Source organism: Spirillospora albida, assembly GCF_000718255.1.
Taxonomy (GTDB): Bacteria; Actinomycetota; Actinomycetes; order Streptosporangiales; family Streptosporangiaceae; genus Spirillospora; species Spirillospora albida.
In genome coordinates, this window is record NZ_JOFJ01000006.1 from 1 (window position 1) to 23497 (window position 23497).

22 protein-coding genes and 1 rRNA gene are annotated in these 23497 nt (G+C 74.7%); 18 read left to right on the forward strand and 5 right to left on the reverse strand.

Going from position 1 to position 23497, the window contains the following annotated elements; translation table 11 throughout:
• A 5S ribosomal RNA gene (gene rrf, locus IE99_RS30200) occupies positions 1-98 on the forward strand; the annotation flags it as partial.
• A gap of 884 nt (positions 99-982) precedes the next feature.
• Here the strand turns inward: rrf and IE99_RS31095 are convergent.
• Positions 983-1423 (reverse strand): hypothetical protein, encoded by a 441-nt coding sequence (locus IE99_RS31095; protein ID WP_030167308.1) that lies wholly within the window; start codon positions 1421-1423, stop codon positions 983-985.
• A 6-nt stretch (positions 1424-1429) separates the two neighbouring features.
• Here IE99_RS31095 and IE99_RS33005 point away from each other — a divergent pair, with 6 nt between their 5' ends.
• Both IE99_RS33005 and IE99_RS0110255 read left to right on the forward strand, forming a co-directional pair.
• Positions 1430-2326, forward strand: a complete 897-nt coding sequence (locus tag IE99_RS33005) for a hypothetical protein (protein ID WP_245623149.1) — start codon at positions 1430-1432, stop codon at positions 2324-2326.
• 159 nt (positions 2327-2485) lie between these two features.
• Positions 2486-3652 (forward strand): alkaline phosphatase PhoX, encoded by a 1167-nt coding sequence (locus IE99_RS0110255; RefSeq protein ID WP_157610191.1) that lies wholly within the window; start codon positions 2486-2488, stop codon positions 3650-3652.
• A 4-nt stretch (positions 3653-3656) separates the two neighbouring features.
• On the opposite strand, the gene IE99_RS0110260 is transcribed toward IE99_RS0110255, so the two are convergent.
• Together IE99_RS0110260 and IE99_RS0110265 are read right to left on the reverse strand one after the other, a co-directional pair.
• Positions 3657-4583, reverse strand: a complete 927-nt coding sequence (locus IE99_RS0110260) for an MBL fold metallo-hydrolase (RefSeq protein WP_030167317.1) — start codon at positions 4581-4583, stop codon at positions 3657-3659.
• Positions 4584-4593: 10 nt separating this feature from the next.
• Positions 4594-5940, reverse strand: a complete 1347-nt coding sequence (locus IE99_RS0110265) for a DUF1015 family protein (RefSeq protein ID WP_030167320.1) — start codon at positions 5938-5940, stop codon at positions 4594-4596.
• A gap of 72 nt (positions 5941-6012) precedes the next feature.
• On the opposite strand from IE99_RS0110265, the gene IE99_RS0110270 reads away from it, so the two are divergent.
• Positions 6013-6450 carry a tetratricopeptide repeat protein gene (locus IE99_RS0110270; protein WP_030167322.1) on the forward strand — a complete coding sequence of 146 codons (438 nt, stop codon included), beginning with the start codon at positions 6013-6015 and terminating at the stop codon, positions 6448-6450.
• Positions 6451-6464: 14 nt separating this feature from the next.
• Complete coding sequence (locus IE99_RS0110275) at positions 6465-7466, forward strand: HAD-IIA family hydrolase (protein ID WP_037559089.1); 1002 nt, start codon at positions 6465-6467, stop codon at positions 7464-7466.
• Here IE99_RS0110275 and IE99_RS0110280 read toward each other — a convergent pair whose 3' ends face one another.
• A complete protein-coding gene (locus IE99_RS0110280) occupies positions 7467-7808 on the reverse strand; it encodes an SCP2 sterol-binding domain-containing protein (RefSeq protein ID WP_030167329.1) in 342 nt (113 codons plus the stop codon).
• Positions 7809-7919: 111 nt separating this feature from the next.
• Here IE99_RS0110280 and IE99_RS29025 point away from each other — a divergent pair, with 111 nt between their 5' ends.
• The 11 genes from IE99_RS29025 to IE99_RS0110335 all read left to right on the forward strand — a co-directional run bounded on the left by IE99_RS29025 (position 7920) and on the right by IE99_RS0110335 (position 21630).
• Positions 7920-8195: a hypothetical protein gene (locus IE99_RS29025; protein ID WP_245623150.1), complete on the forward strand. Its 276-nt coding sequence runs from the start codon at positions 7920-7922 to the stop codon at positions 8193-8195.
• A complete protein-coding gene (locus tag IE99_RS0110290; protein WP_030167335.1) occupies positions 8192-8989 on the forward strand; it encodes a TlyA family RNA methyltransferase in 798 nt (265 codons plus the stop codon). Before IE99_RS29025 ends, IE99_RS0110290 begins: the two co-directional genes overlap by 4 nt.
• A gap of 64 nt (positions 8990-9053) precedes the next feature.
• On the forward strand, positions 9054-10055 hold the full coding sequence (locus IE99_RS0110295) for an NAD kinase (RefSeq protein ID WP_084219413.1): 1002 nt from the start codon (positions 9054-9056) through the stop codon (positions 10053-10055).
• Positions 10056-10208: 153 nt separating this feature from the next.
• A complete protein-coding gene (gene recN / locus IE99_RS0110300) occupies positions 10209-11918 on the forward strand; it encodes a DNA repair protein RecN (protein WP_030167341.1) in 1710 nt (569 codons plus the stop codon).
• A gap of 176 nt (positions 11919-12094) precedes the next feature.
• Positions 12095-13267 (forward strand): putative cytokinetic ring protein SteA, encoded by a 1173-nt coding sequence (gene steA, locus IE99_RS0110305; RefSeq protein ID WP_425423815.1) that lies wholly within the window; start codon positions 12095-12097, stop codon positions 13265-13267.
• Positions 13264-14220 carry a copper transporter gene (locus tag IE99_RS0110310; protein WP_030167348.1) on the forward strand — a complete coding sequence of 319 codons (957 nt, stop codon included), beginning with the start codon at positions 13264-13266 and terminating at the stop codon, positions 14218-14220. Before steA ends, IE99_RS0110310 begins: the two co-directional genes overlap by 4 nt.
• Positions 14221-14224: 4 nt before the next feature.
• On the forward strand, positions 14225-15136 hold the full coding sequence (locus IE99_RS0110315) for a hypothetical protein (RefSeq protein ID WP_030167351.1): 912 nt from the start codon (positions 14225-14227) through the stop codon (positions 15134-15136).
• Positions 15137-15161: 25 nt separating this feature from the next.
• Complete coding sequence (gene murJ / locus IE99_RS0110320; protein WP_051712360.1) at positions 15162-16787, forward strand: murein biosynthesis integral membrane protein MurJ; 1626 nt, start codon at positions 15162-15164, stop codon at positions 16785-16787.
• Between the two features lie 190 nt (positions 16788-16977).
• Positions 16978-18150, forward strand: coding sequence for a glycosyltransferase (locus tag IE99_RS0110325; protein ID WP_037559121.1), 1173 nt, complete (start codon positions 16978-16980; stop codon positions 18148-18150).
• A gap of 236 nt (positions 18151-18386) precedes the next feature.
• The gene (locus IE99_RS0110330; protein WP_051712361.1) at positions 18387-19457 is read left to right on the forward strand and encodes a TerC family protein; all 1071 of its coding nucleotides are present in this window, start codon (positions 18387-18389) and stop codon (positions 19455-19457) included.
• A complete protein-coding gene (locus tag IE99_RS0110335; RefSeq protein ID WP_030167371.1) occupies positions 19429-21630 on the forward strand; it encodes an acyl-CoA dehydrogenase family protein in 2202 nt (733 codons plus the stop codon). Before IE99_RS0110330 ends, IE99_RS0110335 begins: the two co-directional genes overlap by 29 nt.
• Before the next feature lie 46 nt (positions 21631-21676).
• On the opposite strand, the gene IE99_RS0110340 is transcribed toward IE99_RS0110335, so the two are convergent.
• Positions 21677-22051, reverse strand: a complete 375-nt coding sequence (locus IE99_RS0110340) for a hypothetical protein (protein ID WP_084219414.1) — start codon at positions 22049-22051, stop codon at positions 21677-21679.
• 129 nt (positions 22052-22180) lie between these two features.
• On the opposite strand from IE99_RS0110340, the gene IE99_RS0110345 reads away from it, so the two are divergent.
• Both IE99_RS0110345 and IE99_RS0110350 read left to right on the forward strand, forming a co-directional pair.
• Positions 22181-22603: a hypothetical protein gene (locus IE99_RS0110345; RefSeq protein ID WP_030167377.1), complete on the forward strand. Its 423-nt coding sequence runs from the start codon at positions 22181-22183 to the stop codon at positions 22601-22603.
• Positions 22600-23496 carry an AAA family ATPase gene (locus tag IE99_RS0110350; RefSeq protein ID WP_051712362.1) on the forward strand — a complete coding sequence of 299 codons (897 nt, stop codon included), beginning with the start codon at positions 22600-22602 and terminating at the stop codon, positions 23494-23496. The genes IE99_RS0110345 and IE99_RS0110350 overlap by 4 nt, the downstream gene beginning before the upstream one ends.
• Position 23497: the final 1 nt, after the last annotated feature.

Consider the following 23497-nt stretch of genomic DNA (forward strand, 5'->3'; position numbering starts at 1 on the left):
GGGAAACACCCGGTCCCATCCCGAACCCGGAAGTTAAGCCCTTCAGCGCCGATGGTACTGCATGGGAGACCGTGTGGGAGAGTAGGACGCCGCCGGACATGTTTTGGTCGAGGGCCGCCCCGATTTCCGGGGTCGGCCCTCGACGCATTTGCGGGGCCGGTCAAAGTAGGCTGGCAGGACTGCACGAACCACTATCGAGAACAGTGACGGGCGACATGAGCGCGGAAGACGACGGCCGCAGCGACGACAACCGCGAGCGGCGGGGCAACAACGGGGGGCGGAACACGCCCGCGCGTCGCGGCGGACCGGGGGGGCCTCGCAAGGGCGGAGACGCCCGCGGAGCCGCGGGTCGTCCCGGCGCCTCGCAGGGCGGCGGAGGTCGCCCAGGGGGCGGAGGCTGGAAGGACCGCGATTCGCGCGGCCAGCGGGATGACCGCAAGCCCGGCCGGCCGTTCAAGCGCCCTGACGAGCGCAAGGAGGGCGGCTTCCGAGGCCGGGAGGCCGGTTCGCGTAGTGGCGAGGGCGGTCGTTCCGAAGGCCCCCGCAACGGTGGCGGGTTCACTGCCCCGCGCGGTGACCGTCGCGAGGGAGGTGCCGGCGGCTCCCGGGCAGGTCAGGGCGGCGGAGGCCGTTTCGGTGGCCCCCGTTCCGGTCAGGGCGGGGAGCGCGGTTCCGGCCGCTTCAGCGGTCCTCGTGGTGAGGGTGGCTCCGGCGGGCCGCGCGGTGAGCGCCGTGAGGGCGGGTTCGGTGGTCCTCGGGGTGGCCAGGCCGGTGAGCGTCGTGGGGGTGGCTTCGGCGGCTCTCGTGGTGGTCAGGGTGGCCGTGGTGGCGAGGGTGGCCGCTCCGACGGTCCGCGTGGTGGAGGCCGCGAAGGTCGTTTCGGCGGTCCTCGTGGTGGTCAGGGCGGGGAGCGTGGTTCCGGCCGCTTCAGCGGTCCTCGTGGTGGGGGTCGTGAGGGTGGTTTCGGTGGTCCGCGCGGTGGTCAGGGCGGCGAGCACCGTGGCGGCGGTTCCGGTGGTCCCCGTGGTGAGCGCCGGGGTTCGGCGGTCCGCGTGGTGGGCGAGGCGAGGGCCGCGAAGGCGGCTTCCGCGGTGGTGAGGGCGGTGAGCGTCGTGGGGGTCGCTTCGGCGGGCAGCGCGGCGGTCAGGGCGACCGGCGGTCCGGCGGCCCTCGTGGTGAGCGGGGCTCCGGTGCCGGGCGTTTCGACGATCGGCGGGGCGAGCGTGACAGGCCGTCCCGCGCCGGTGGCCCGAGGCGCGAGGGGCGCCCGTACGGGCCTTCGCGCGAGCGGGACGAGCAGGCACCGCCGAAGTACGACGATCCGATCCTGCCCGACGACGTCACCGGCGAGGAGCTGGACGAGGACGCGCGCATCGAGCTGCGCACGCTGCCGAAGGAGCTCGCCGCGAAGGTCGCCCGTCACCTCGTGATGGCCGGCAGGACGACCGAGGATGACCCCGAACTGGCCTACCGGCACGCGCGGGTCGCGCGGCGCCTCGCGTCCAGGGTCGGGATCGTCCGGGAGGCCGCCGGGCTCGCCGCGTACCACGCGGGTGAATGGGCGGAGGCGCTCGCCGAGCTGCGGGCCGCGCGGCGGCTCATGGCGGGCGACGACTCGTACCTGCCCGTGATGGCGGACTGCGAACGCGGCCTCGGACGCCCCGAGCGCGCCCTCGACCTGATCAAGTCGGCGGAGGCGGAGGGCCTCGACCCGATGGGCCGGGTCGAGCTGCGCATCGTCGAGTCCGGCGTGCGGCGCGACCTGGGCCAGCAGGACGCCGCCGTGGTGACGCTGCAGATCCCCGAGCTGCGGGACCGGCGGCTGCGTCCCTGGTCCGCGCGCCTCTTCTACGCCTACGCCGACGCGCTGGCGGAGGCCGGACGCGAGGAGGAGGCGTCCGACTGGTTCGCCCGAGCCGCGGCCGCCGACCGCGACGGCGACACCGACGCGGCCGAGCGCTACGCCGAGCTCGAAGGACTCCACATCCTCGACACCGTGGAGCCGGAGGACGAGGAGCAGGCGGACGAGCCGGTGGCGGAATCCGCCGACGACGCCGCCATCGCGGACGAGATCGCGGAGCCGGCCGCACCCGAGGGCGGGGAGCCGGCCGCGGTCGCGTTCGTTCCCGTGGAAGCGGAGGATGCCCAGGCCGTCGAGCATGTGCCCGGGGACGCCACGGCGATCGAGTTCAAGCCGGCCGATCCGCGGGCGGAGGACGAGGGGCCCTCGCAGGAGGACGGCGTGCCCAAGGCGCCCGCCGTGTTCCTGGAGCCCACGACCGAGGAAGCGGGCGACACGCCGCGGCCGTCCACGGACGAGTCCTGACGGTTCTCCCCCGGGCGGTCGCCGGTGCCTGGGCCAGGGGGCTTGACGGGCGGGATGATTCACCGCATATTCACGTGATCGTGTCCGTTCGGGGGCGCCGGTGCCGTCCGGTGGTGATCGACTCCTCGGGTCCGCCGAGGAGTCCGTGAGGAGCCCGTCATGCCCCTGAACCGCCGCATGTTCCTGCGCGCCACCGCCGTCGCGGGCGGTACCACCGCCTTCTCCGGCGCGCTGTGGCAGCACGCGTTCGCCGGGGGGCCGGCGCAGCCGGGGCCGGGGCCGTACGGGCCCCTGCGGGCCGCCGACGCCAACGGGCTGCAGCTGCCGGAGGGGTTCACCGGACGCGTCGTCGCGCGTTCCCTGCAGCGGGTCGAAGGGACGCGGTACACGTGGCATCCCGCGCCGGACGGCGGTGCGTGCTTCGCGGTCCCGGGCGGCGGATGGGTGTACGCCAGCAATTCCGAGGTGCCCGTGGTCGGCGGTGCGTCGGCGGTCCGGTTCGACGCGGCGGGAAAGGTCGTGGCGGCTCACCGGATCCTGAACGGGACGACGCTGAACTGCGCGGGCGGGGCGACGCCGTGGAACACGTGGCTGTCGTGCGAGGAGCACGATTTCGGGCTGGTGTGGGAGACGGACCCGTTCGGGCGGAACGGCGCGGCGGCGCGTCCGGCGATGGGGCGGTTCAAGCACGAGGCGGCGGCGGCCGACCCGGTGCGCAAGGCCGTCTATCTGACCGAGGACCAGGAGGACGGCTGCTTCTACCGGTTCCGGCCCGACACGTGGGGTGACCTGTCGTCCGGGGTGCTTGAGGTGCTCGTCGGGTCCGGAACGGGGCCGGTCACGTGGGCGAAGGTGCCGAATGCGCAGTTCTGGCTCACGCCGACGCGGGACCAGGTTCCGGGGGCGATGCGCTTCGACGGCGGTGAGGGCTGCCATTACACCGGCGGCGTCTGCTATTTCACCACGAAGGGCGACAACCGGGTGTGGGCGTACGACGCGGCGGCGGGCCGCCTCGACATCGCCTATGACGACGACCTCGTGACGGGAGAGGCGCCGCTGAAGGGCGTCGACAATGTCACGTCGGCCGTGTCCGGGGATCTGTTCATCGCCGAGGACGGCGACAACATGGAGATCAACCTCATCACGCCCGACGGGGTCGTGACGCCGTTCCTGCGCGTTCTCGGTCACGACGGATCGGAGATCACCGGCCCGGCGTTCAGCCCGGACGGGACGCGCCTCTATTTCTCGTCCCAGCGCGGCAAGAGCGGTTTCGTCGGGGGCACCGACGGCTACACGTTCGAGGTCACGGGGCCGTTCCGCCGGTGAGCCGTCAGGCGTGCCGGTTGAGGGAGTGGATGATGCCGGCGACGTTGCTCGCGGAACTGCTCAGCACTTCGTATTTCGCGGCGAGTTCCGGGTCGGCGTCGTCGGCGGTGATGGCGTAGCGGTTCTTGGTGCGCTCGACGACCATGGCGACGGCGTGGTCGAGTTCCTCGTCCTTGACGTCCCTCACGGCGTCGACCCAGACGCGCAGTTCCTCCGCCGACCGTTCGAGGATCTCGTCGACCTCCGTTACCGGCCCGTAGTGCGCGAAGAGGAGGCGCTGCGGGCCGAGCGACGCGAATTTCCCGAGCGATCCGAGGGCCGTTTCCAGGTCGAAGTCCGGTGGGGGAGTTGCGGGCCGCACATCGGCCGTCTCGGGGATGTAGATCCCGGCGGCGTCGCCGACGTAGAGGTCGCCGGTGAGGGAGTCCATGAGGCCGACGTGGTGCTTGGCGTGGCCGGGCGAGTAGTGCGATTCGAGGTGGCGGCCGCCGCCGAGGTCGATCTCGCCGGTCTCGTCGACGGCGCGGATCCGGGCGGCGTCGGTCGGCTTCAGCTCCCCGAACAGGGTGTCGAGGCTGTCGCCGTAGACCATCCGGGCGCTGCGCATGAGCCGCTCGGGGTCGGCGAGGTGCCGGGCGCCCTTCTCATGGACGACGATCTCCGCCTGCGGGTACATGTCCGCGATGTCGCCGACGCCGCCCGCGTGGTCGAGGTGGATGTGCGTCACGACGACGCTCGCGAGGTCGGAGGGGCCGACGCCCAGTTCGGTGAGGGCCTGCCGGACGATCGGCGCGGAGCCCGCCGTGCCCGGCTCGACCAGGCAGGGCCGGTCGGAGAGGATCAGGTACCCGGCGGTGATCCCGGTGTAGCCGGCCATCCGGGTGTCGATCTCGTACACGCCGTCGCCGAGCGGGGTGATCGTGGTGTCCATTCCCCGATCATCACCCGTCCGGTCCGTCCCCGTCGAGCAGGCGCAGGACGAGGCCGGTGCGCGGTTTCGGGCCGAAGGACGTCGACTTGCGGGGGACGCGCTCGCCCTCGCCGGCGACGGCCAGGACGTCCTCGACGCGCAGGGCGTTCAGGACGACCGCGGTTCCGCCGGTGCGGCGGGCGCGGGCGATCGCGGCGGACGGGTCGTCGTGGACCACCTCGACGCTGCGCTCGTTCTCCGGCACGTTCCACAGGCCCTCGATGAGGACGTGATCGAGGATCGCCGTGTCGAGGCTTCGCCACCGGGGCGAGTGCTCCGCGGGCATGGAGGCGTCCAGCCGGCCCGGGTCCGGGTGGGTGAGCAGGTGCAGGTGGGTGCCCCCGCCCAGCAGGAACGCCGGGCGGGGCGCGGCGGCGAGGGCCGTGACGGCCGTCTCCTCGTCGGAGAGCTCCGCCACGTGGAAGACCTCGCGGGCGCGCTCCACGGCCTCGTCCGGGGACAGGCCCGGAAGGACGCGGTGGATCGCGCCCAGATGCGGCGGGTACCGCTTCGAGTCGACCAGGAGGGCCAGCCCGCGGTCCCAGGGGCCGGGGCCGTCTCCGGCGGCGTGGTGGCGGGCCTGGAGGGCGCGGTAGGTGGCGTACCGGTGGTGGCCGTCGGCGATGAGGGCGCGGCGGCCGCGCAGGTCGGCGGCGACGCGGTCGTGCAGGACGGGGTCGGTGACCTGCCAGAGGCGGTGGGTGAGGCCGTCGTCGGCGTCGAACTCCATCAGCGGGTCGGCGGCGGTGGCGTCGTCCACGATGCCGGCGGCGTCGCCGCCGCCCTCGTACACCAGGAGGATCGGCTCCAGGTTGGCGCGGGCGGCCGACATCAGGGCGAGCCGGTCCTCGACGGGGCCGGGGAAGACGTTCTCGTGCGGCAGGACGGTCCGGTCGGCCTCCGCGCGCAGCCCGAGCGCTCCGATCAGGCCGCGCTGGACGGCGGCACCGTCCCGGGCGGCCTCGTAGACGTACAGCGCGGGCTCGGGGTCGGCGGCGAGGACGCCGCCGTCGAGCCAGCGCCGCAGCCGGGCGCCCGCCTCGGCGTAGCTCTCGCCCGCCGCGCGGGGCATGTTGAGCCGGACGATGCTGTGGCCGCCGCCGCGGAGGAGCCGCCGGAACGCGGTCTCGTCGATCAGGTCGTACGGGGGCGTGGTGACGGCCGCGAGATCGCCCACCTTCTCCTGGACGAACCGGACGCCGCGGAACGGGGCCAGCTCCAGGCCGCCCGGGGTGCGCGGCCCGGCGGTCCCGAAGATCCACGCGCTGAACTCCTCCGGCGGCAGGCCGGAGGGGAGGTCGTCGTCCACCGTGGGCATGGTAGCCACCGGGGGGAGCGGGCGGCGCCGCCGGGTACGGTCGAGGTGATCGGAGTCCGAGAGGGGTTCCACATGAGTGTGCAAGGACCGGAGGGGCCGGAGGATTCCCCGGGGACCGGCGGCGGGGCCGCCGAGCCGCACGGCGGGGTGTACGAGTGGTACACCCGCGGGCTGGAGCTGCTCCGGGCGGGCAGCGCGTCGGCGGCCGTCCAGCTGCTGGCGCGGGCGGCGGACGCCGAGCCCGGCTCGCACAGCATCCGGGAGGCGCTCGGCCGGGCCCAGTTCGGGGCGCGGCTGTTCGACGACGCCGCCGCGAGCTTCCGGCGGATCGTCGAGGAGGAGCCCGCCGAGGACTACGCGCGGTTCGGCCTCGGCCTGGCGCTGAGCCGCCTCGGCGACTTCGAGGCCGCCGTCGAGCAGCTCGCGCTGGCCGCCGCGATGCGCCCCGACAACCGCGACTACGCGCGCGCCCTCCAGCACGCCCGCGCCACCCTCAGATCCCGACGCTGACGACAAGGAGCGCGATGAAGGCCAGTGCACGCCCCCTCGCCGAGGTTTACGACGTCGCCCTCCTGGACCTGGACGGCGTCGTCTACACCGGACGCCGCCCCGTGCCCGCCGCGGCCGGGTCGCTCGCCAAGGCGCGCGCCGCCGGGCAGCGGCTGGCGTTCGTGACCAACAACGCGTCCCGCACCCCCTCGGCCGTGGCGGCGCTGCTCGCCGAGGTGGGCGTGCCCGCCGACCCGGACGACGTGGTGACCTCCGCGCAGGCCGCCGCGCGGCTGCTCGCGGAACGGCTCCCCGCCGGCGCGAAGGTCTTGGTGGTCGGGGGGATGGGGCTGCGGCAGGCGCTGTACGCGCGGGGGCTGCGGCCGGTGTCGACGGCGGCGGAGCGGCCCGCCGCGGTCGTCCAGGGGTTCTCCGCGCGGCTGTCCTACGACCTGATCGCCGAGGGGGCCATGGCGGTCGCGGAGGGCGCCCTGTTCGTCGGCTCCAACCGCGATCTCACGGTCCCGTCCGACGACGGGCGGCCGCACCCGGGGAACGGGGCGCTGACCAAGGTGATCAGCGCGTCGACCGGGGTGGACCCGATCGTGACCGGCAAGCCCGAGCGCCCCCTGCACCAGGAGTCGATCATCCGGACGGGCGCCCGCCGCCCCCTGGTCGTCGGCGACCGCCTCGACACCGACATCGAGGGCGCCTTCAACGGCGGCGCCGACAGCCTGCTCGTGTTCACCGGCGTCACCGGCCACCTGCAGGCCCTCACCGCCGCGCCGAGGCACCGGCCGACCTATGTCGCCCCCGACCTGACGGGCCTTCTCGTGCCGCACCCCGAGGTGGCCCGGGACGCCGCCGGCCACCACTGCGGCGGCTGGACGGCCCGCCGGGAGGGCGCCCGCTTCGCGGTGGACGGCTCCGGCGACCCCTACGACGGCCTGCGCGCCCTCGCGTCCGCCGCCTGGACGGACCACGCCCCGGCCCCCGCCGACGCCCTCTGCGACGCCCTGGAGGCGCTCTCCCTGTGATCAGAGGAACTTGCGGAGCCGCAGCAGGTCGAAGAGGCTCGCCTCGATCCTGAGGCGGCCGGACGCCCACGCCTTCGCCGGGTTCAGCTCGTCGTGCGCCATCGCGACCAGGTCGTCGCTCTTCACCACGAGCCGCACCTGCGCCGCCTTCGGCTCGCCGTCCGGCTCGAACGGGTCGAGGCCGCCCTCGTGGAGCCGCGTCCGGTACGCCACGCCGAGGTCGGGGATGCGGCAGCTGATCGTCCGCTCCACGACGTGCTCGGCGAGCCGTTCGCCGTCCACCTCCGCGACCCTCGCGGCGATCCGGTCCAGCGCGGTCCGGCAGTCCTCCTCGTTCGCCATGATCAGGCAGTTCCCCTTCGATCGGCACCGATGCCGTTCCCGGACGGTAGCGTTCTGAGCGGACCCGGGGCGACTTCGGTGCGCGCCCCGGGGGTGAGTGGAGGTGACGTGATGTCCGACGAGGCCGCGCCCCCGTCGGTTTCCGGTCCGGGGGAGACGCCCGAAGGGGCGCCGGCGGCCGAGCCGACCGGCGACCCGCGCGTGGACGCCGCGCTGGCCCGGCTCGGCGAGCTGCCCGGCCGCCCCGTGCCCGAGCACGTGGAGATCTACGAGGACGTCCATCACCGGCTCCAGGAGATCCTCGCCTCCGCCGGGGACGACCCGGCGGCCGGGGCTCCGCGCCGTCCGGCGTTCCCCGCCGCGCCGCGGCCCGGGGGCGCCGCGTGACCCGTCGGCGGCTGGACGCCGAGCTGGTCCGGCGCAGGCTCGCCCGGTCCCGCGAGCACGCCTCCCAGCTGATCGCGGACGGCCGGGTCCGGGTCGGCGGGCAGCCGGCGACCAAGCCGGCGACGCAGGTCGAGGCGGGCGCCGCGATCGTCGTGGCCGAGGCGGCGGGCGGCCCCGAGTACGTCTCGCGCGGCGGGCACAAGCTCGCCGGCGCGCTCGCCGCGTTCCCCGAGCTGGCCGTGGCGGGCCGCCGCTGCCTGGACGCGGGCGCCTCCACCGGCGGGTTCACCGACGTCCTGCTGCGCGCCGGGGCCGCCCACGTGTACGCGGTCGACGTCGGGTACGGGCAGATCGCCTGGTCGCTGCGCACCGACGAGAGGGTGACCGTGATGGAGCGGGTCAACATCCGCGACCTCACGCCCGATCGGCTCGGGGAGCCGCCGGACCTGGTGGTGGGCGACCTGTCGTTCATCTCCCTGACGCTCGTCCTCGACCCCGTCCGGCGGTGCGCCGCCCCTGACGCCGATTACGCGATGATGGTGAAACCTCAGTTCGAGGTCGGCCGGGAGCGGGTCGGAGCGGGCGGCGTCGTCCGCGACCCGGAGCTGCGCGCCGAGGCGGTGCGGCACGTCGCCGCGCACGCGGGCACGCTCGGCCTCGGGGTCCTGGGCGTCGCGGCGAGCCCGCTGCCCGGCCCGTCCGGGAACGTGGAGTACTTCCTGTGGCTCCGGGCCGGCGCCCCGCCGCTGGACGAGGAGGCCCTGGCGAAGGCCGTCGCGGAGGGCCCGCAATGATCTACCGCGCGCCGGTGCCCGTACACGGATCGTCCGTACCGGGACCGGGAAGTGGAGCGAGAGCATGAGTACGAGGTCGGTGCTGGTCGTGGCGCACACGGGCCGCCCCGAGGCGGTCCGCAGCGCGCAGCTGGTCGTGGAGCGCCTCACCGCGGCCGGGATCGACGTCCGGGTCCTCGCGGACGAGGCCCCCGACATCGGCTGCCCCGGCGCACGCGTCATGGCGCCGTCGGCCGCGGCCGCCGACGGCGCCGAGGTCGTCATGGTGCTCGGCGGCGACGGGACGCTGCTGCGCGCCGCCGACCTGACCCGCACGTCCGGGACGCCGCTGCTCGGCGTCAACCTGGGCCACGTCGGGTTCCTCGCCGAGGCCGAGCGCGACGACCTCGCCGACACCGTCGACCGGGTCGTGTCCCGCCGCTACGACGTCGAGGAGCGCATGACGATCGACGTGACGGTCCGCCGCAACGGCACCGTCATGGGGACGACGTGGGCCCTGAACGAGGCCAGCCTCGAGAAGGCAGAGCGGGAGCGGATGGTGGAGGTCGTCGTCGAGATCGACGGCCGGCCGCTGTCGAACTGGGGGTGCGACGGCGTCGTGTGCGCCACCCCGACCGGATCGACCGCGTACGCGTTCTCGGCGGGCGGGCCGGTCGTGTGGCCGGAGGTCGAGGCGATGCTCGTCGTCCCGATCAGCGCGCACTCGCTGTTCTCCCGGCCGCTGGTGGTGTCGCCGCGCTCGCTGGTGGCGGTGGAGGTGCTGGCGGACACGCCGCGCGCCGTCCTGTGGTGCGACGGCCGCCGCACCCTCGACCTGCCGCCGGGCGCGCGGGTCGAGGTCCGCCGGGGCGAGGAGCCGGTGCGGCTCGCCCGGCTGCACCTGACTCCGTTCACCGACCGGCTCGTCACGAAGTTCGGGCTGCCCGTGACGGGCTGGCGGGGACGTTCCCGGCAACCCGCGAGGCCCGCGCCCGTCCGCGGGCACCCCCAGGTGGGGGACGTGACGGGCGGCGGCTCGGCGCCCGGTCCGGGTCCGGTGGGGGGAGCAGGGACGCGGCGTTCGTGAGGACGGGACTGTATTCTCACCAGGCGCCGACCCGGAAGCCGAGCGGCCGGTCCGGGTCCGGCGAGGGAGAGCCGGGCCGCGGCGGGGGCGATAATCTCACCAGGCGCTGATCCGGGATCTGTTTTGCGAGGGGTTGTGACGCCGGTGCGTCCGATGGTCGATGAGGTGCGGATCCAGGGCCTCGGTGTGATCGATGAGGCCGTGCTCGATCTGTCGCCGGGGTTCAACGTCGTGACCGGCGAGACCGGGGCCGGTAAGACCATGGTGGTGACGAGCCTCGGCCTGCTGTTCGGCGGCCGCGCCGACCCGCGCCGCGTCCGGCCGGGCGCGGACCGCGCGTCGGTGGAGGGCCGCATCGTCGTCGACGCGGGGGGCCGCGCCGCCGAGCGGGTCGAGGAGGCCGGCGGCGAGCTGGACGACGAGCACGTGCTGATCGTGACGCGGTCGGTGTCGGCGGAGGGCCGATCCCGGGCGTTCCTCGGCGGCCGGTCCGTGCCGGTGAGCGTCCTGATCAACCTGGCCGACGACCTGATCGCCGTGCACGGCCAGTCCGACCAGCAGCGGCTGCTGCAGTCGGCGCGGCAGCGCGGCGCGCTCGACCGGTACGCGGGGAGCGCGCTGACCAAGCCGATGCGCGCCTACACCGCCGCGTACCAGCGGCACCGGCAGGTGACGGCGCTGCTGGACGAGCTGACCACCCGGGCCCGGGAGCGCGCCCAGGAGGCGGAGATGCTCCGCTTCGGCCTGGAGGAGATCGAGAAGGTCGACCCCAAGGACGGCGAGGACGTCGCGCTCGCCGCCGAGGAGGAGCGGCTCGGCCACGCCGACGCGCTGCGCGGCGCCGCCGACACCGCCCACGAGGCGCTGCTCGGCGACGCGGCGGCGGCGTTCGAGGCCGCGAACGTGACGAACCTGCTCGGCCAGGCCCGCAACGCGCTCGACACGGTCCGCGACCACGACCCGGAGCTGGCGGCGCTCGCCGACCGGCTCGCCGAGGCCGGGTACCTGGTGTCGGACGTCGGCACCGACCTCGCGTCCTACGCCGAGTCCGTGGACGCCGACCCGGCGCGGCTGGCGGTCGTCCAGGAGCGGCGCGCGGAGCTGACCGCCCTGATCCGCAAGTACGGCGCCGCCGAGGGCACCGTCGGGGCGGTGCTGGAGTGGGCGCGCGCGTCGGCGGCCCGGCTCACCGAGCTGGAGGGCGACGACGACCGGATCGAGGAGCTGCGCGCCGAGCACGCGGAGCTGGCCGGGCGGCTCGCCGCGGAGGCCGGGGAGCTGACGGCGGTGCGCGCCGCCGCCGCCGAGCGGTTCGGCGCCGCCGTCACCGCGGAGCTGACCGCGCTGATGATGCCGCACGCCCGCGTCGAGATCGCGGTGACGCAGGCCGCCGACTACGGCCCGCACGGGCTGGACGAGGTCGAGGTGCTGCTCGCCCCGCATCCGGGGTCCCCGGCGCTGCCGCTGCACAAGGGCGCGTCCGGCGGCGAGCTGTCCCGGGTGATGCTGGCGATCGAGGTCGTGTTCGCGGGCGCCGACCCCGTCCCGACGTTCGTGTTCGACGAGGTCGACGCGGGCGTCGGCGGCAAGGCGGCGGTGGAGATCGGGCGGCGGCTGGCCCGGCTGGCCCGCAACGCCCAGGTGATCGTGGTCACGCACCTGCCGCAGGTCGCCGCGTTCGCCGACCAGCACCTGGTGGTGGAGAAATCCGACGACGGCACGGTGACCAGCAGCGGCGTCACCGCCCTGGACCGGGAGGGCCGCGTCCGGGAGCTGTCCCGGATGCTCGCCGGGCTGGAGGACTCCGAGCTCGGCCGCGCCCACGCCGAGGAGCTCCTCGAACTCGCCGCGCGCGAGCGATAGGCGGGAATGATCCGGCGCGACGTGGCCTGACCTGCGGAGAGTGACCGAACGAACACGCCGGGCCGGGAGTGAGCGCGGAAGTCACCCGCGAGGCTCTGGCAGGATGGCAGGCGATGAGCGACCCGTCCTCCACCGCCGAGCGGCGCGCCCGGCCGGCCAAGCGGCTGCCCCGCGTGCTGGCCCTCGGCCGTGCCCGCGACGACGGCCGCGCCGGGGTCAGCGCGACCGTACGGCTCGACCGGCGCACCAAGAACCTCACCAAGCGGCTGCAGCCCGGCGACATCGCGGTGATCGACCATGTCGACCTCGACCGCGTCAGCGCCGAGGCGCTGGTGTCGTGCCAGGTCGGCGCGGTCGTTAACGTCGCGCCCAGCATCTCGGGCCGGTACCCGAACCTCGGCCCGCAGATCCTCGTCGAGGCGGGCATCCCGCTGGTCGACGACGTCGGCCCCGACGTCTTCGCCAAGCTCGACGAGGGCGACCAGGTCCGGGTGGAGGGCGCCGCCGTCCACCGGGGCGAGGAGGTCGTCGTCAAGGGCACCGAGCAGACCGCCGAGACGATCGAGGCGGCGCTGACGGAGGCCAAGGCGGGGCTGGCCGAGCAGCTCGAGGCGTTCGTCGAGAACACGATGGAGTACGTCAAGCGCGAGCGCGACCTGCTCATCGACGGCGTCGGCGTCCCCGAGATCGGCACGAGGATCGCGGGGCGGCACGCGCTGATCGTGGTCCGCGGCTACCACTACCGCGAGGACATCGCCACCCTGCGCCCCTACATCCGCGAGTACCGGCCCGTCCTCATCGGGGTCGACGGCGGCGCCGACGCGCTGCTGGAGGCCGGCTACCGGCCCGACATGATCGTCGGCGACATGGACTCGGTCTCCGACGACGCGCTCACCTGCGGCGCGGAGATCGTCGTGCACGCCTACCGGGACGGCCGGGCGCCCGGCCTGCAGCGCGTCCACGAGCTCGGCCGGGACGCGGTCGTGTTCCCCGCGACCGCCACCAGCGAGGACATCGCGATGCTGCTCGCCGACGACAAGGGCGCGACGCTCATCGTCGCCGTCGGCACCCACGCGAACATGGTCGAGTTCCTCGACAAGGGCCGCGCCGGGATGGCGAGCACGTTCCTCACCCGGCTGCGGGTCGGCAGCAAGCTCGTCGACGCCAAGGGCGTCAGCCGCCTCTACCGCAGCCGCATCTCCACCTGGTCGTTGCTGTTCCTCGTCCTCGGCGCGCTCGTCGCCATCGTCACGGCCGTCGCCATGTCCCCGGCGGGGGACGTCATCAGCCCCCTCCTCGCCGACCGCTGGCACGCCTTCGTCTTCTGGCTGACCGGACTCTTCACGTGATCGATTTCCGTTACCACCTCGTCTCCATCGTCGCGATCTTCCTCGCGCTGGCGCTCGGCATCGTGCTCGGCTCCACCACCCTGTCGGACTCGGTGAGCGACACCCTCCGGCAGCAGGCGAACCAGGCCGCCAAGACCGCGCAGGAGGCCCGCCTCGAGCAGCGCCGCCTGCAGGGCCTCCTCGACGGCGACGAGCAGTTCGCGCGGCTCCTCGCCCCGCAGATCGTCCAGGGCCGGCTGGCGGGCCAGTCCGTCGTGCTGGTCGAGACGCCCGGCGCCGGCAACGAGGCCATCGAGCGGGTCGGCGAGCTCGCCAAGGACGCGGGCGCGACCGTCACCGGCCGCGTCACCGTCCAGAAGAAGCTCCTGGACGACGACCAGCAGTCCTCCGTCGAGCAGCTCGCGGTGGGGCTGCGCGGCGAGGGCCCCGCGTTCCCGTCCGGAGCCGGGCCCTACGACAAGGCCGGCGCGGTGCTGGCCGGCGCGCTCGGTACCCGCGACCAGGCCGCGTCCGGTCGCGAGGACGCCTCCGGCGGCGCCGTCCTGAACGCCTTCCGGCAGGCCGGGTACATCACCACCAGCGGCAAGCCCGGCCAGCACGCCACCCTCGCGATCATGGTCGCGCCGGCCGGCGGGTACGCCTACGAGGGCGGCGACGCCGACAACAAGGCACTGATCTCGCTGGCCGCCGCCCTCGACGCCGCGAATCGCGGTACGGTCGTCGCCGGGCCCGCGACCTCCGCGCAGGAGAGCGGGCTCATCGCGGCGCTGCGGGACGCCGACGCCGGTGACGAGGTCTCCACCGTCGACATGGTGGACGTCCCGTCCGGCCGGGTGGTCACGGTCCTGGCGCTGCAGAACGAGCTGAACGGCAAGTCCGGACGGTACGGGACGGGCGCCGGTGTGAACGGCTACCTGCCCTCGCCCGCGCCCACGGTGGCGAGGAGCGGATGACCCCATGAACCGACCCCTGCGGGCCCTGGCCGGCCCCGTGTTCGGCGCCGCGCTGGGCGCGGTCGCGGCGCGCGCCGCCTACGGCGCGCTGACCCGCCGTCCGCCCGGCCTGAAGGGAGCGCCCGGCGACGAGGTGTGGGGGCGGACGAACCATCGGGGCGAGCCCGTGACGCTGCTGGAGGGGCCCGCGTTCGTCGCGGGGACCGCCGTCGCGGGGCTGCTCGCCCCGGGCCCCGGCGGCCGGCTGCGGGCCGCCGCGCTGCTCGCGGGCACCGCGTCCGGGATCCTCGGCGGCTACGACGACCTCGCCGGGTCCGCGTCGTCCCGCGGGTTCAAGGGGCACCTCGGCGCGCTCGCCCGCGGCGAGGTCACCAGCGGCGCCGTGAAGATCCTCGGCATCGGCGCGACGGGGCTCGCCGCCGCCGCGCTCGCCGGGTCGCCCGCCCCGTCCCGCGCCGGGCGCGCGCTCGACGCGCTCCTGAACGGCGCGATCATCGCCGGGAGCGCCAACCTGATGAATCTGTTCGACCTGCGCCCCGGGCGGGCGATCAAGGTCGGGATGCTCACCGGCGCGCCCCTCGCGCTGACCCCGGCGGGATCGGCGGTGGTGGCCGCGCCGCTCGGCGCCGCCGCCGCGCTGCTGCCGGACGACCTCGGCGAGCGGGCCATGCTCGGCGACACCGGCGCCAACGCGCTCGGCGCGCTGCTCGGCCTCGCCGCGACCCGGCTCGGCCTCGGCCCCCGGCTCGCCGTGCTGGCCGGGGTCGCCGGGCTGAACGCCGCGAGCGAGGCCGTCAGCTTCACCAAGGTCATCGCGGCGAACCCGGTGCTGAACCGGATCGACATGCTGGGCCGCCGGCCCCCCGCGACCGCCGCCCCCGCCGCGGAGCCCGCCGGGTCCGCCGCGCGCGCGTAGCGGGCGAGGGAAGAGCCCCTTCCGCGTGACCCGTCGAACCTCCCCGCGGCTGCGGCGCCTGACCGGCGGCGTCGCCGGCGCCGCCGTCGTCATCGGGGTCATCACGGTCCTGTCCCGGCTCGCCGGGTTCGGCCGCACCTACACGTTCTCCCAGACCGTCGACACGAGCTGTCTCGGCCAGGCCTACTTCACGTCGACGCAGATCCCGAGCATCGCCTACGAGATCGTGGCGGGCGGCGCCCTGGCGAGCACGGTCGTGCCGCTCCTCGCCGGGCCCGCCGAGCAGGGCGACCGCGAGCGGGTCCGCCGGACGGCGTCGGCGCTGCTCACCTGGATCGTGCTGGTCCTGGTTCCGCTGTCGGCGCTGATGGCCCTCCTCGCCCGCCCGATCATGGAGCTGCTGGTCGGCGCCGACCCGCTCGGCTGCGCCCGGGGCGGCATCGTCGACGTCGGCGCCCGGATGCTCGCGGTCATGGCGCCGCAGATGGTGTTCTACGGGATCGCGGTCGTCCTGTACGGGCTGCTCCAGGCGCACCGCCGGTTCGTCGCGCCCGCGCTGGCGCCGCTGCTGTCGAGCCTCGTCGTGATCGGCGCCTACCTGGTGTACGCGCCGCTCGGCCACGGCCACGGCAAAGACCTCGCGGGTCTGCCGCTCAGCGCGGAACTCACCCTCTCCGTCGGCACCGCGCTCGGCGGCGTCGCGATGGCCGCCACGGCGGGGGCCGCCGCGTGGCGCCTGCGCCTCGGGCTGCGGCCGACGCTCCGCTTTCCGGACGGGGTGGCGCGGCGCGCCGTCCGGCTCGCGCTCGCCGGGCTCGCCACGGTCGCCGCGCAGCAGCTGTCGGCGCTGCTCGTCGTCCGGCTCAGCTACGAGGGGACCGAGGGCGCGCTCGCCAGCTACCAGTACGCGTGGGCGATCTACCTGCTGCCGTGGGCGATCCTCGCGGTGCCGATCGCGACCAGCGCGTTCCCGCTGCTCGCGGCCCGGATCAGCGCGGGCGACGAGGCCCGGTTCGACGCGGTCACCGCCGCCACCACCCGGGCGGTGCTGCTGGTCTCGTGCGCGGGCGCCGCGGCGCTGATCGCGGTCGCGCTGCCCGTCGGCGTCGTGTTCAACCCGGAGAACGACCTCAAGGCGGACGTGCTGGCGTCGGCCGCGCTCGCGTTCGCGCCCGGCCTGGTCGGTTACGGGCTCGTCGCGCATCTGGGCAGGGTCCTGTACGCGTGCCACCGGGGCCGGATGGCCGCCGTCGCGGTCGTCTCCGGATGGGCCGTCGTCATGGCCGCCGACCTGGTGCTCGTCCTGTCCGCCGAGGCCCGCTGGGTGGTGGCGGCGCTCGGGCTCGGCAACGCGATCGGGATGACCGTGGCGGGCGCGCTGCTGCTCGGGACGCTCGTCCGGGCGCGCGGCGCGGCGGCGGCGCGGGGGGTCCCGCGCGCGCTCGCGGCCGGGCTGGCCGGCGCGGCGGGGGGCGGGGCCGCCGGGTATGCCGTCTCCGCCGCCGTCGCCGCGTCCGGCGAGCTCGCCGCCGCCGGTGCCGGCGTCCTGTCCGCCGCCGTCGCCGCGGCGGTGTTCCTGATCATCGTGTTCGCCATCGACGGCGGGGATCTGCGCGCCGTCCTGACCCGGAGGGTGACCCGAGATGCCTGAGCAGGACGAGACCGCCTCGCGCGGAGCGGACCGGCACCCGAACGCGCCGCGCGGGGGCGCGCGGAGTGCGAATATGGCGGGCGTGCACGAGGCGAGCGCAGGGGAGCCGGACGATGGCGAGGCGGGCGTGAACGGGTCGAGCGAGGGCGTGCCGGAGACCGGCGGCGCGCGGGGGACCGATCTGCAAGGGCTGAGGGTCGCGCTCGTGCTGGGGACCGCCTCGGGAGGGCTCGGGCGGCATGTCCGGTCCGTGGCCGAGGGGCTCGTCGAGCGGGGGGCGCGGGTGGCGGTGTGCGGGCCCGCCTCGACCGACGAGCTGTACCGTTTCTCCGCGCGCGGCGCACGGTTCGCCGAGGTCGATCTCGCCGACCGGCCCCGGCCGCTCGACGACGCCCGCGCCGTGGCGCGACTGCGGGGGCTGCTGCGCGGCGCCGACGTGGTGCACGCGCACGGGCTGCGCGCAGGGGCGCTCGCCGCGATGGCGTGCGCGCGGGTCGCGCCCGGCCCGCTGCGGGTCGCCGGGGGCGGGCCGCCGCTGATCGTCACGCTCCACAACGCCGTCATCGCGGGCGGGCGCACCGCCGCGGTCTATGGGGCGCTGGAACGCGTCGTCGCGCTGGGGGCGTCCCGCGTGCTGGGCGTGTCGCCCGACCTGGAGGAGCGGATGCGGTCGCTCGGCGCGCGCCGGGTCGCGCACGCGCTCGTCCCGGCTCCGGCGCCGCGGACCCCGCCGGGTCCCGCGGTCCGCGCGGGGCTGCGCGACGAGCTCGGCGTCGGGGACCGGCCGCTGATCATCACCGTGGCGCGGCTCGCCGAGCAGAAGGGCCTGCACACCCTGCTCGACGCGGCCGCCGGCTGGACCGGCCGCGTGCCGGTGCCGCTCACCGTCCTCGTCGGCGACGGTCCGCTGCACGATGGGCTCGCCGCGCGGATCGAGGCGGAGGACCTGCCGGTCCGGCTGCTCGGGCGCCGCAAGGACGTGCCGCAGCTGCTCGCCGCCGCCGACATCGCCGTGGTGCCGAGCGTATGGGAGGGGCAGCCGCTGATCGTCCAGGAGATCCTGCGGGCCGGGCTGCCGCTCGTCGCGACCCGCGTCGGCGGGATCCCGGGCGTGGTCGGCGCGCAGGACCGCCCGGACGGCGGCGGGCTGCTCCACGGACCGGAGAGCGAGGCGGCGCTGCTCGTCCCGCCCGGCGACGCCGGGGCGCTCACCCGGGCGGTGGCCCGCGTCCTGGACGACCCGGCCCTCGCCGCCCGGCTGGCCGAGGCCGCCGCGCGCCGCGCGGTGGACCTGCCGACCGAGGACGACGCCGTCGAGCAGCTCGCCGGGTTCTACCGCGAGGCCGTCCGGCGCCGGAGGTGATCGGGCCTTAGACGCGGCGCCGGGCGCCGGGGTTCGAGAAAGTTGAAATTTCCCCGGCTTGATTGGAACACCCCGTCCGCGACCTCCGTTGTGCGGGGTGATGGAGGGGAGTATCCCCGCGCGCGGTTCTCGTCAGCACGGTCGATCCGTATCGGCCCGGGGGCCGCGGTCCCGGTCCGCCCGGGATGGGAGAGACCTCCGGCGCTCGACCGTGTCCGCCGGAGGTGCGTTCACCCGTGTCCGTCTCGCCCTTGGTGTGGTCCCTGACCCTCGTCGGGATCCTCGCCGTCATCACGATCGACCTGTTCGTGATCCACCGGAACGACACGCGGGAGTTCACCACCCGCCGTGCCGCGTTCTGGTCGGTGATCTATATCGGTCTCGCCGTCGCGTTCGGCCTCGGCGTCTGGGCCTTCTCCGGCGGCGAGTACGCCGCCCAGTACTTCGGCGGCTTCGTCACCGAGAAGAGCCTCAGCGTCGACAACCTCTTCGTCTTCATGGTGATCCTGACCAGGTTCGCCGTGCCGAAGCACGCCCAGCACACGGTGCTGATGGCCGGCATCGTCATCGCGCTGGTGCTGCGCGGCATCTTCATCGCCGTCGGCGCGGCCGCGATCTCCCAGTTCACCTGGGTCTTCTTCATCTTCGGCGGCTTCCTGCTCTGGACCGCCTACGGCCTGGTCAAGGGAGAGGACGAGGAAGAGGAGTTCAAGGAGAACGCGCTGCTGCGCTGGACGAAGCGCGTCGTCCCGACCTCGGACGCCTACGACGGAAGCCGGTTCCTCACCCGGGCCGGCGGACGCCGCATGGTCACCCCGCTCGCCATCGTGATGATCGCGATCGGCTCCACCGACGTGCTGTTCGCGCTGGACTCCATCCCGGCGATCTTCGGGCTGACGACCGAGCCGTACCTGGTCTTCACCGCCAACGCGTTCGCCCTGATGGGCCTCGTCCAGCTGTACTTCCTCCTCGGCGGGCTCACCGACCGGCTCGTCTACCTGGGCAAGGGCCTGGCGTTCATCCTCGGCTTCATCGGCGTGAAGCTGATCCTGCACGCGATGCACGAGTACGGCGTGTCGTGGGCCCCCGAGGTGCCGATCTGGCTGTCGCTCGCGGTGATCGCCGGGACGCTCGTCGCCACGACGGTGCTGAGCCTCGCCGCCGGCCGCCGGGCCGGGGTGGAGAAGGTCGAACATGAGACCGGTGTCACTGCCCCACAGGACCAGAATCCTGTTCTAGAATCGCGGTCAACAGCGGTCTCAGAAGGGGATTCGACGTATGGCCATCGGGCTGACCGAGGAGCATGAGGCGCTCGCCGAATCGGTGCGCGGCTTCGCCGAGCGCAACATTCCGGCGACGGCCGTACGTGCCGCGCTGGAGGCGGACGAGGAGAGCAGGCCGCCCTTCTGGGCGGCCCTCGCCGAGCAGGGCCTGCTGGGCCTGCACCTGACCGAGGAGCAGGGCGGGCAGGGCTACGGCCTGCTCGAGCTCGCCGTGGTCGTCGAGGAACTGGGCCGGGCCGCCGCGCCCGGCCCGTTCCTGCCGACGGTCCTCGCGAGCGCCGTGGTGGCGACCTCCGGCAACGCCAAGGCGCGGGCGGAGCTGCTGCCCGCCCTCGCCGACGGGTCGAGGACGGCCGCGGTCGCCCTCGCCGGCGACCTGACCGGCACCCGCGAGGGCGGCGTGCTCACCGTGTCCGGCACCGCCTCGACGGTGCTGGGCGCCGGGCTCGCCGACGTGCTCGTCCTGCCGGTCGCGACCGGCGACGGCGAGCAGTGGGTGGCCGTGGACGCCGCCGACGCCACCGTCACGCCCACCGCGAGCCTCGACCGGGTCCGCCGCGTCGCCGCGGTCGAACTGTCCGGCACGGCCGTCGCCGCCGACCGGGTGCTCGACGGCGTCGCCACCGGACGCGTCCGCGACCTCGCCGCGGCCCTGTTCGGCGCCGAGGCCGCCGGTCTCGCCGGGTGGCTCGTGACCACCGCGGCCGAGTACGCGAAGGTCCGCGAGCAGTTCGGCCGCCCGATCGGCCAGTTCCAGGGCGTCAAGCACAAGGCGGCCCGGATGCTCATCGCCACCGAGCAGGCCCGCGCCGCCGCCTGGGACGCCGCCCGCGCCCTCGACGAGGACGCGGAGGACGGCGAGGCCGGGTTCGCCGCCGCCGTCGCCGCCGTCATCGCGGCCGACGCCGGGGTGCAGACCGCCAGGGACGCCATCCAGATCCTCGGCGGCATCGGCTTCACGTGGGAGCACGACGCGCACGTCTACCTGCGCCGCGCGCTCACCCTCCGGGCCCTGCTCGGCCCCGCCAAGGACTGGGCCGGCACGGTCGCCGACCTCGCCCTCGCCGGTGGCCGCCGCGAGGTGGAGCTCGAGCTCGACGCCGACACCGAGCCGCTGCGCGAGCGGATCCGCGCCGAGATCGCCGAGCTCGCCGCCATCGAGGACAAGCACGAGCTCAACACGCGGATGGGCGACGAGGGCTGGACCGTCCCGCACTTCCCGAAGCCGTGGGGCCGGGCCGCCGGGCCGGTCGAGCAGATCCTCATCCAGCAGGAACTGAGGGCCGCCAAGGTCAAGGCCCCGAACCTGGTCATCGGCGCGTGGCTGGTGCCGTCCCTCGTCCGGTACGGCTCGCAGGAGCAGAAGGAGCGCTTCCTGCGGCCGACGCTGCGCGGCCAGATCGTGTGGTGCCAGCTGTTCTCCGAGCCCGGCGCCGGCTCCGACCTCGCCGCCCTGTCGATGAAGGCGGAGCGGGTCGAGGGCGGCTGGAGGCTCACCGGCCAGAAGATCTGGACGTCGGTCGCGCAGCACGCCCAGTGGGGCTTCTGCATCGCCCGCACCAACCCCGACGCCGCCAAGCACGACGGCATCACCTACTTCCTCGTGGACATGAAGTCCGAGGGCGTGGACGTCCGGCCGCTCCGCGAGCTCACCGGCGAGGCCCTGTTCAACGAGGTCTTCCTGGACGGCGTGTTCGTCCCGGACGAGTGCGTCGTCGGCGAGGTCGACAAGGGCTGGCAGGTCGCCCGCAACACGCTGTCCAACGAGCGGGTGTCGCTGTCCACCGGCGGCGGCATGGGCATGGGCGTCCCCGAGCTGCTGCGGTTCTTCGAGAAGCGCGAGCTGGACGCGGTCACCCGCGCCGAGGTCGGCAAGCTGATCGCGCAGGGCCAGTCGATCGACCTGCTGGGGCTGCGCACCACGCTGAAGCAGCTGAACGGCGTGGAGCCGGGCGCGGAGGCGAGCGTCCGCAAGCTCCTCGGCGTCCAGTTCAACCAGGACGTCGCCGACTACTGCTGGGCGGCGCAGGGTGCCGCGGCCGCGACCGAGGTGCCGATGAGCGAGGCCGCCATCGTGGCCCGCGCCATGCTGTTCAGCCGCGCGATGACGATCTACGGCGGCACCACCGAGGTGCAGCTCAACATCATCGGCGAGCGGCTGCTCGGCCTGCCGCGCGATCCCGAGCCCGGCAGGTGACGCGATGACGGGACGGGTGCGGGCCCCCGGTCCGCACCCGTCCCGCTCAGCGGCGGGCCCGGCCCGTGTACGCGAGGTTCACCAGGACGATCGCCGCGCACACGACGGCGAGACCGGGCAGGCCCGCGTTCACCACCGCGATCGCGGACAGCGGGATCGCGGCGGCGAGGGACAGCACGGCCAGCGCCAGGTCGCCGGAGCCGCCGCCTCCCCGCCGCCGGGCCGGGGCCCTGGACGCCGTCCGGGCGTCGAGGGACTCCTCGATCCGCGCGACGACCGTCTCGAGGAACGCCGCGTCGTACTCGGGCCCGAGCTCGCGCCGGGCGGCCATCGCCGCGGCGAGGTCCTCGTGCGGCAGCGCGGTCACGGGGTCGTGCGGCAGCGCGGTCAGGGGCTCGCGGGCCGGCCGTGGAGTGGTCATTCCTCCGTTATAGGAGGCCGGGGACGGATCGGGCGTCCCTCCGGGGAGGGAACCGGGCGGTCCCCCGGGGGAGGGAGCCTACCCGCCGGTACACTGCCGCTTCTGTCCCGGAACTTCCTGGAGGTCCCCGTGCGGGTGCGCTCGACCCTGCTCCTGGCCGCCGCGGCCGCGTCCGCGCTCGTGCTGACCGCCTGCGGGGGCGGTGAGAAGAAGGACGCGGCGGAGCCGTCCGCGCCGGCCACCACGCTCGCGCCCCTCCCTCAGGTGGACACCGCGCAGGTCAAGCCGCTCGTCGGCCGCTGGATCGGCACCGCCAAGGACTACTTCGAGTTCAAGGCCGACGGCACCGGCGTGTGGATGCGGAGCGGCCAGAAGCTGTGGAGCGGCACCGCGATACCGGAGGGCGGCGGGAAGTTCCGCTTCTCCTGGCAGGGCGGCGACCCGCAGGGCGCGAACTACTGGGGCGTCGCGCTCACCGACGGCAACGCGAAGCTGCTGTTCAACGGCACCAACCAGAAGTACACGAGGATGAAGGCGAAGGCCAGGTCATGACCCACGGGGACGGCGTCCACGAGAACAGCGGCGGAGGATTCTCCTCGCCAGCCGACACCGCCGTGCGGCTGGGGGAGGCCGGCTACCTCACCGACAAGGCGATCGCGACGACGGTGTTCCTCGCGCAGGCGCTCGGCAAGCCGCTGCTCGTCGAGGGCCCGGCCGGCGTCGGCAAGACGGAGCTGGCGAAGGCCGTCGCGAGGGCGACGGGCGCCGAGCTGATCCGGCTCCAGTGCTACGAGGGCCTGGACGAGGCCCGCGCCCTCTACGAGTTCAACTACAAAAAGCAGCTCCTCGCGATCCAGGCCGCCCCGTCGGACCGGGCCTGGCAGGACACCCACGACGACATCTTCTCCGAGGAGTTCCTCCTCGAGCGGCCGCTGCTCGCCGCGATCCGGCGCAGCGACCCGACCGTGCTCCTGATCGACGAGGCCGACAAGGCGGAGGTCGAGGTGGAGGGCATGCTGCTGGAGGTCCTCTCCGACTTCCAGGTCACGATCCCCGAACTCGGCACGGTCGCCGCCGTCCGCCGCCCCTTCGTCCTCATCACCTCGAACGCGGCGCGGGAGCTGTCGGAGGCGCTCAAGCGCCGCTGCCTCTACCTGCACCTCGACTACCCGGCGGCCGACCGGGAGCGGGACATCGTCCTCGCGCAGGTCCCCGGCATCGAGGCGGAGCTCGCCGAGCAGCTCGTCCGGACGGTCGGGACGCTCCGCGCCCTGGAGGTCAAGAAGGCGCCGTCCATCGCCGAGACCGTCGACTGGGCCCGCACCCTGCTCGCCCTCGGCCTGGACGAGCTGGACGAGGCCGCCGTCGCCCGCACGCTCGGCGTGGTCCTCAAGCACGTCTCCGACCAGGAGCGCGCCGCCAGGGAACTCGGGCTGAAGGGCTGAC

Bases quoted from the DNA above. Each gene is read 5' to 3' on its own strand.
- IE99_RS33005 (WP_245623149.1), top strand. From the start codon at position 1,430: ATGGCCGGCAGGACGACCGAGGATGACCCCGAACTGGCCTACCGGCAC.
- IE99_RS0110255 (WP_157610191.1), top strand. From the start codon at position 2,486: ATGCCCCTGAACCGCCGCATGTTCCTGCGCGCCACCGCCGTCGCGGGC.
- IE99_RS0110260 (WP_030167317.1), bottom strand. From the start codon at position 4,583: ATGGACACCACGATCACCCCGCTCGGCGACGGCGTGTACGAGATCGAC.
- IE99_RS0110265 (WP_030167320.1), bottom strand. From the start codon at position 5,940: ATGCCCACGGTGGACGACGACCTCCCCTCCGGCCTGCCGCCGGAGGAG.
- IE99_RS0110270 (WP_030167322.1), top strand. From the start codon at position 6,013: ATGAGTGTGCAAGGACCGGAGGGGCCGGAGGATTCCCCGGGGACCGGC.
- IE99_RS0110275 (WP_037559089.1), top strand. From the start codon at position 6,465: ATGAAGGCCAGTGCACGCCCCCTCGCCGAGGTTTACGACGTCGCCCTC.
- IE99_RS0110280 (WP_030167329.1), bottom strand. From the start codon at position 7,808: ATGGCGAACGAGGAGGACTGCCGGACCGCGCTGGACCGGATCGCCGCG.
- IE99_RS29025 (WP_245623150.1), top strand. From the start codon at position 7,920: ATGTCCGACGAGGCCGCGCCCCCGTCGGTTTCCGGTCCGGGGGAGACG.
- IE99_RS0110295 (WP_084219413.1), top strand. From the start codon at position 9,054: ATGAGTACGAGGTCGGTGCTGGTCGTGGCGCACACGGGCCGCCCCGAG.
- recN (WP_030167341.1), top strand. From the start codon at position 10,209: ATGGTCGATGAGGTGCGGATCCAGGGCCTCGGTGTGATCGATGAGGCC.
- IE99_RS0110315 (WP_030167351.1), top strand. From the start codon at position 14,225: ATGAACCGACCCCTGCGGGCCCTGGCCGGCCCCGTGTTCGGCGCCGCG.
- IE99_RS0110335 (WP_030167371.1), top strand. From the start codon at position 19,429: ATGGCCATCGGGCTGACCGAGGAGCATGAGGCGCTCGCCGAATCGGTG.
- IE99_RS0110340 (WP_084219414.1), bottom strand. From the start codon at position 22,051: ATGACCACTCCACGGCCGGCCCGCGAGCCCCTGACCGCGCTGCCGCAC.
- IE99_RS0110350 (WP_051712362.1), top strand. From the start codon at position 22,600: ATGACCCACGGGGACGGCGTCCACGAGAACAGCGGCGGAGGATTCTCC.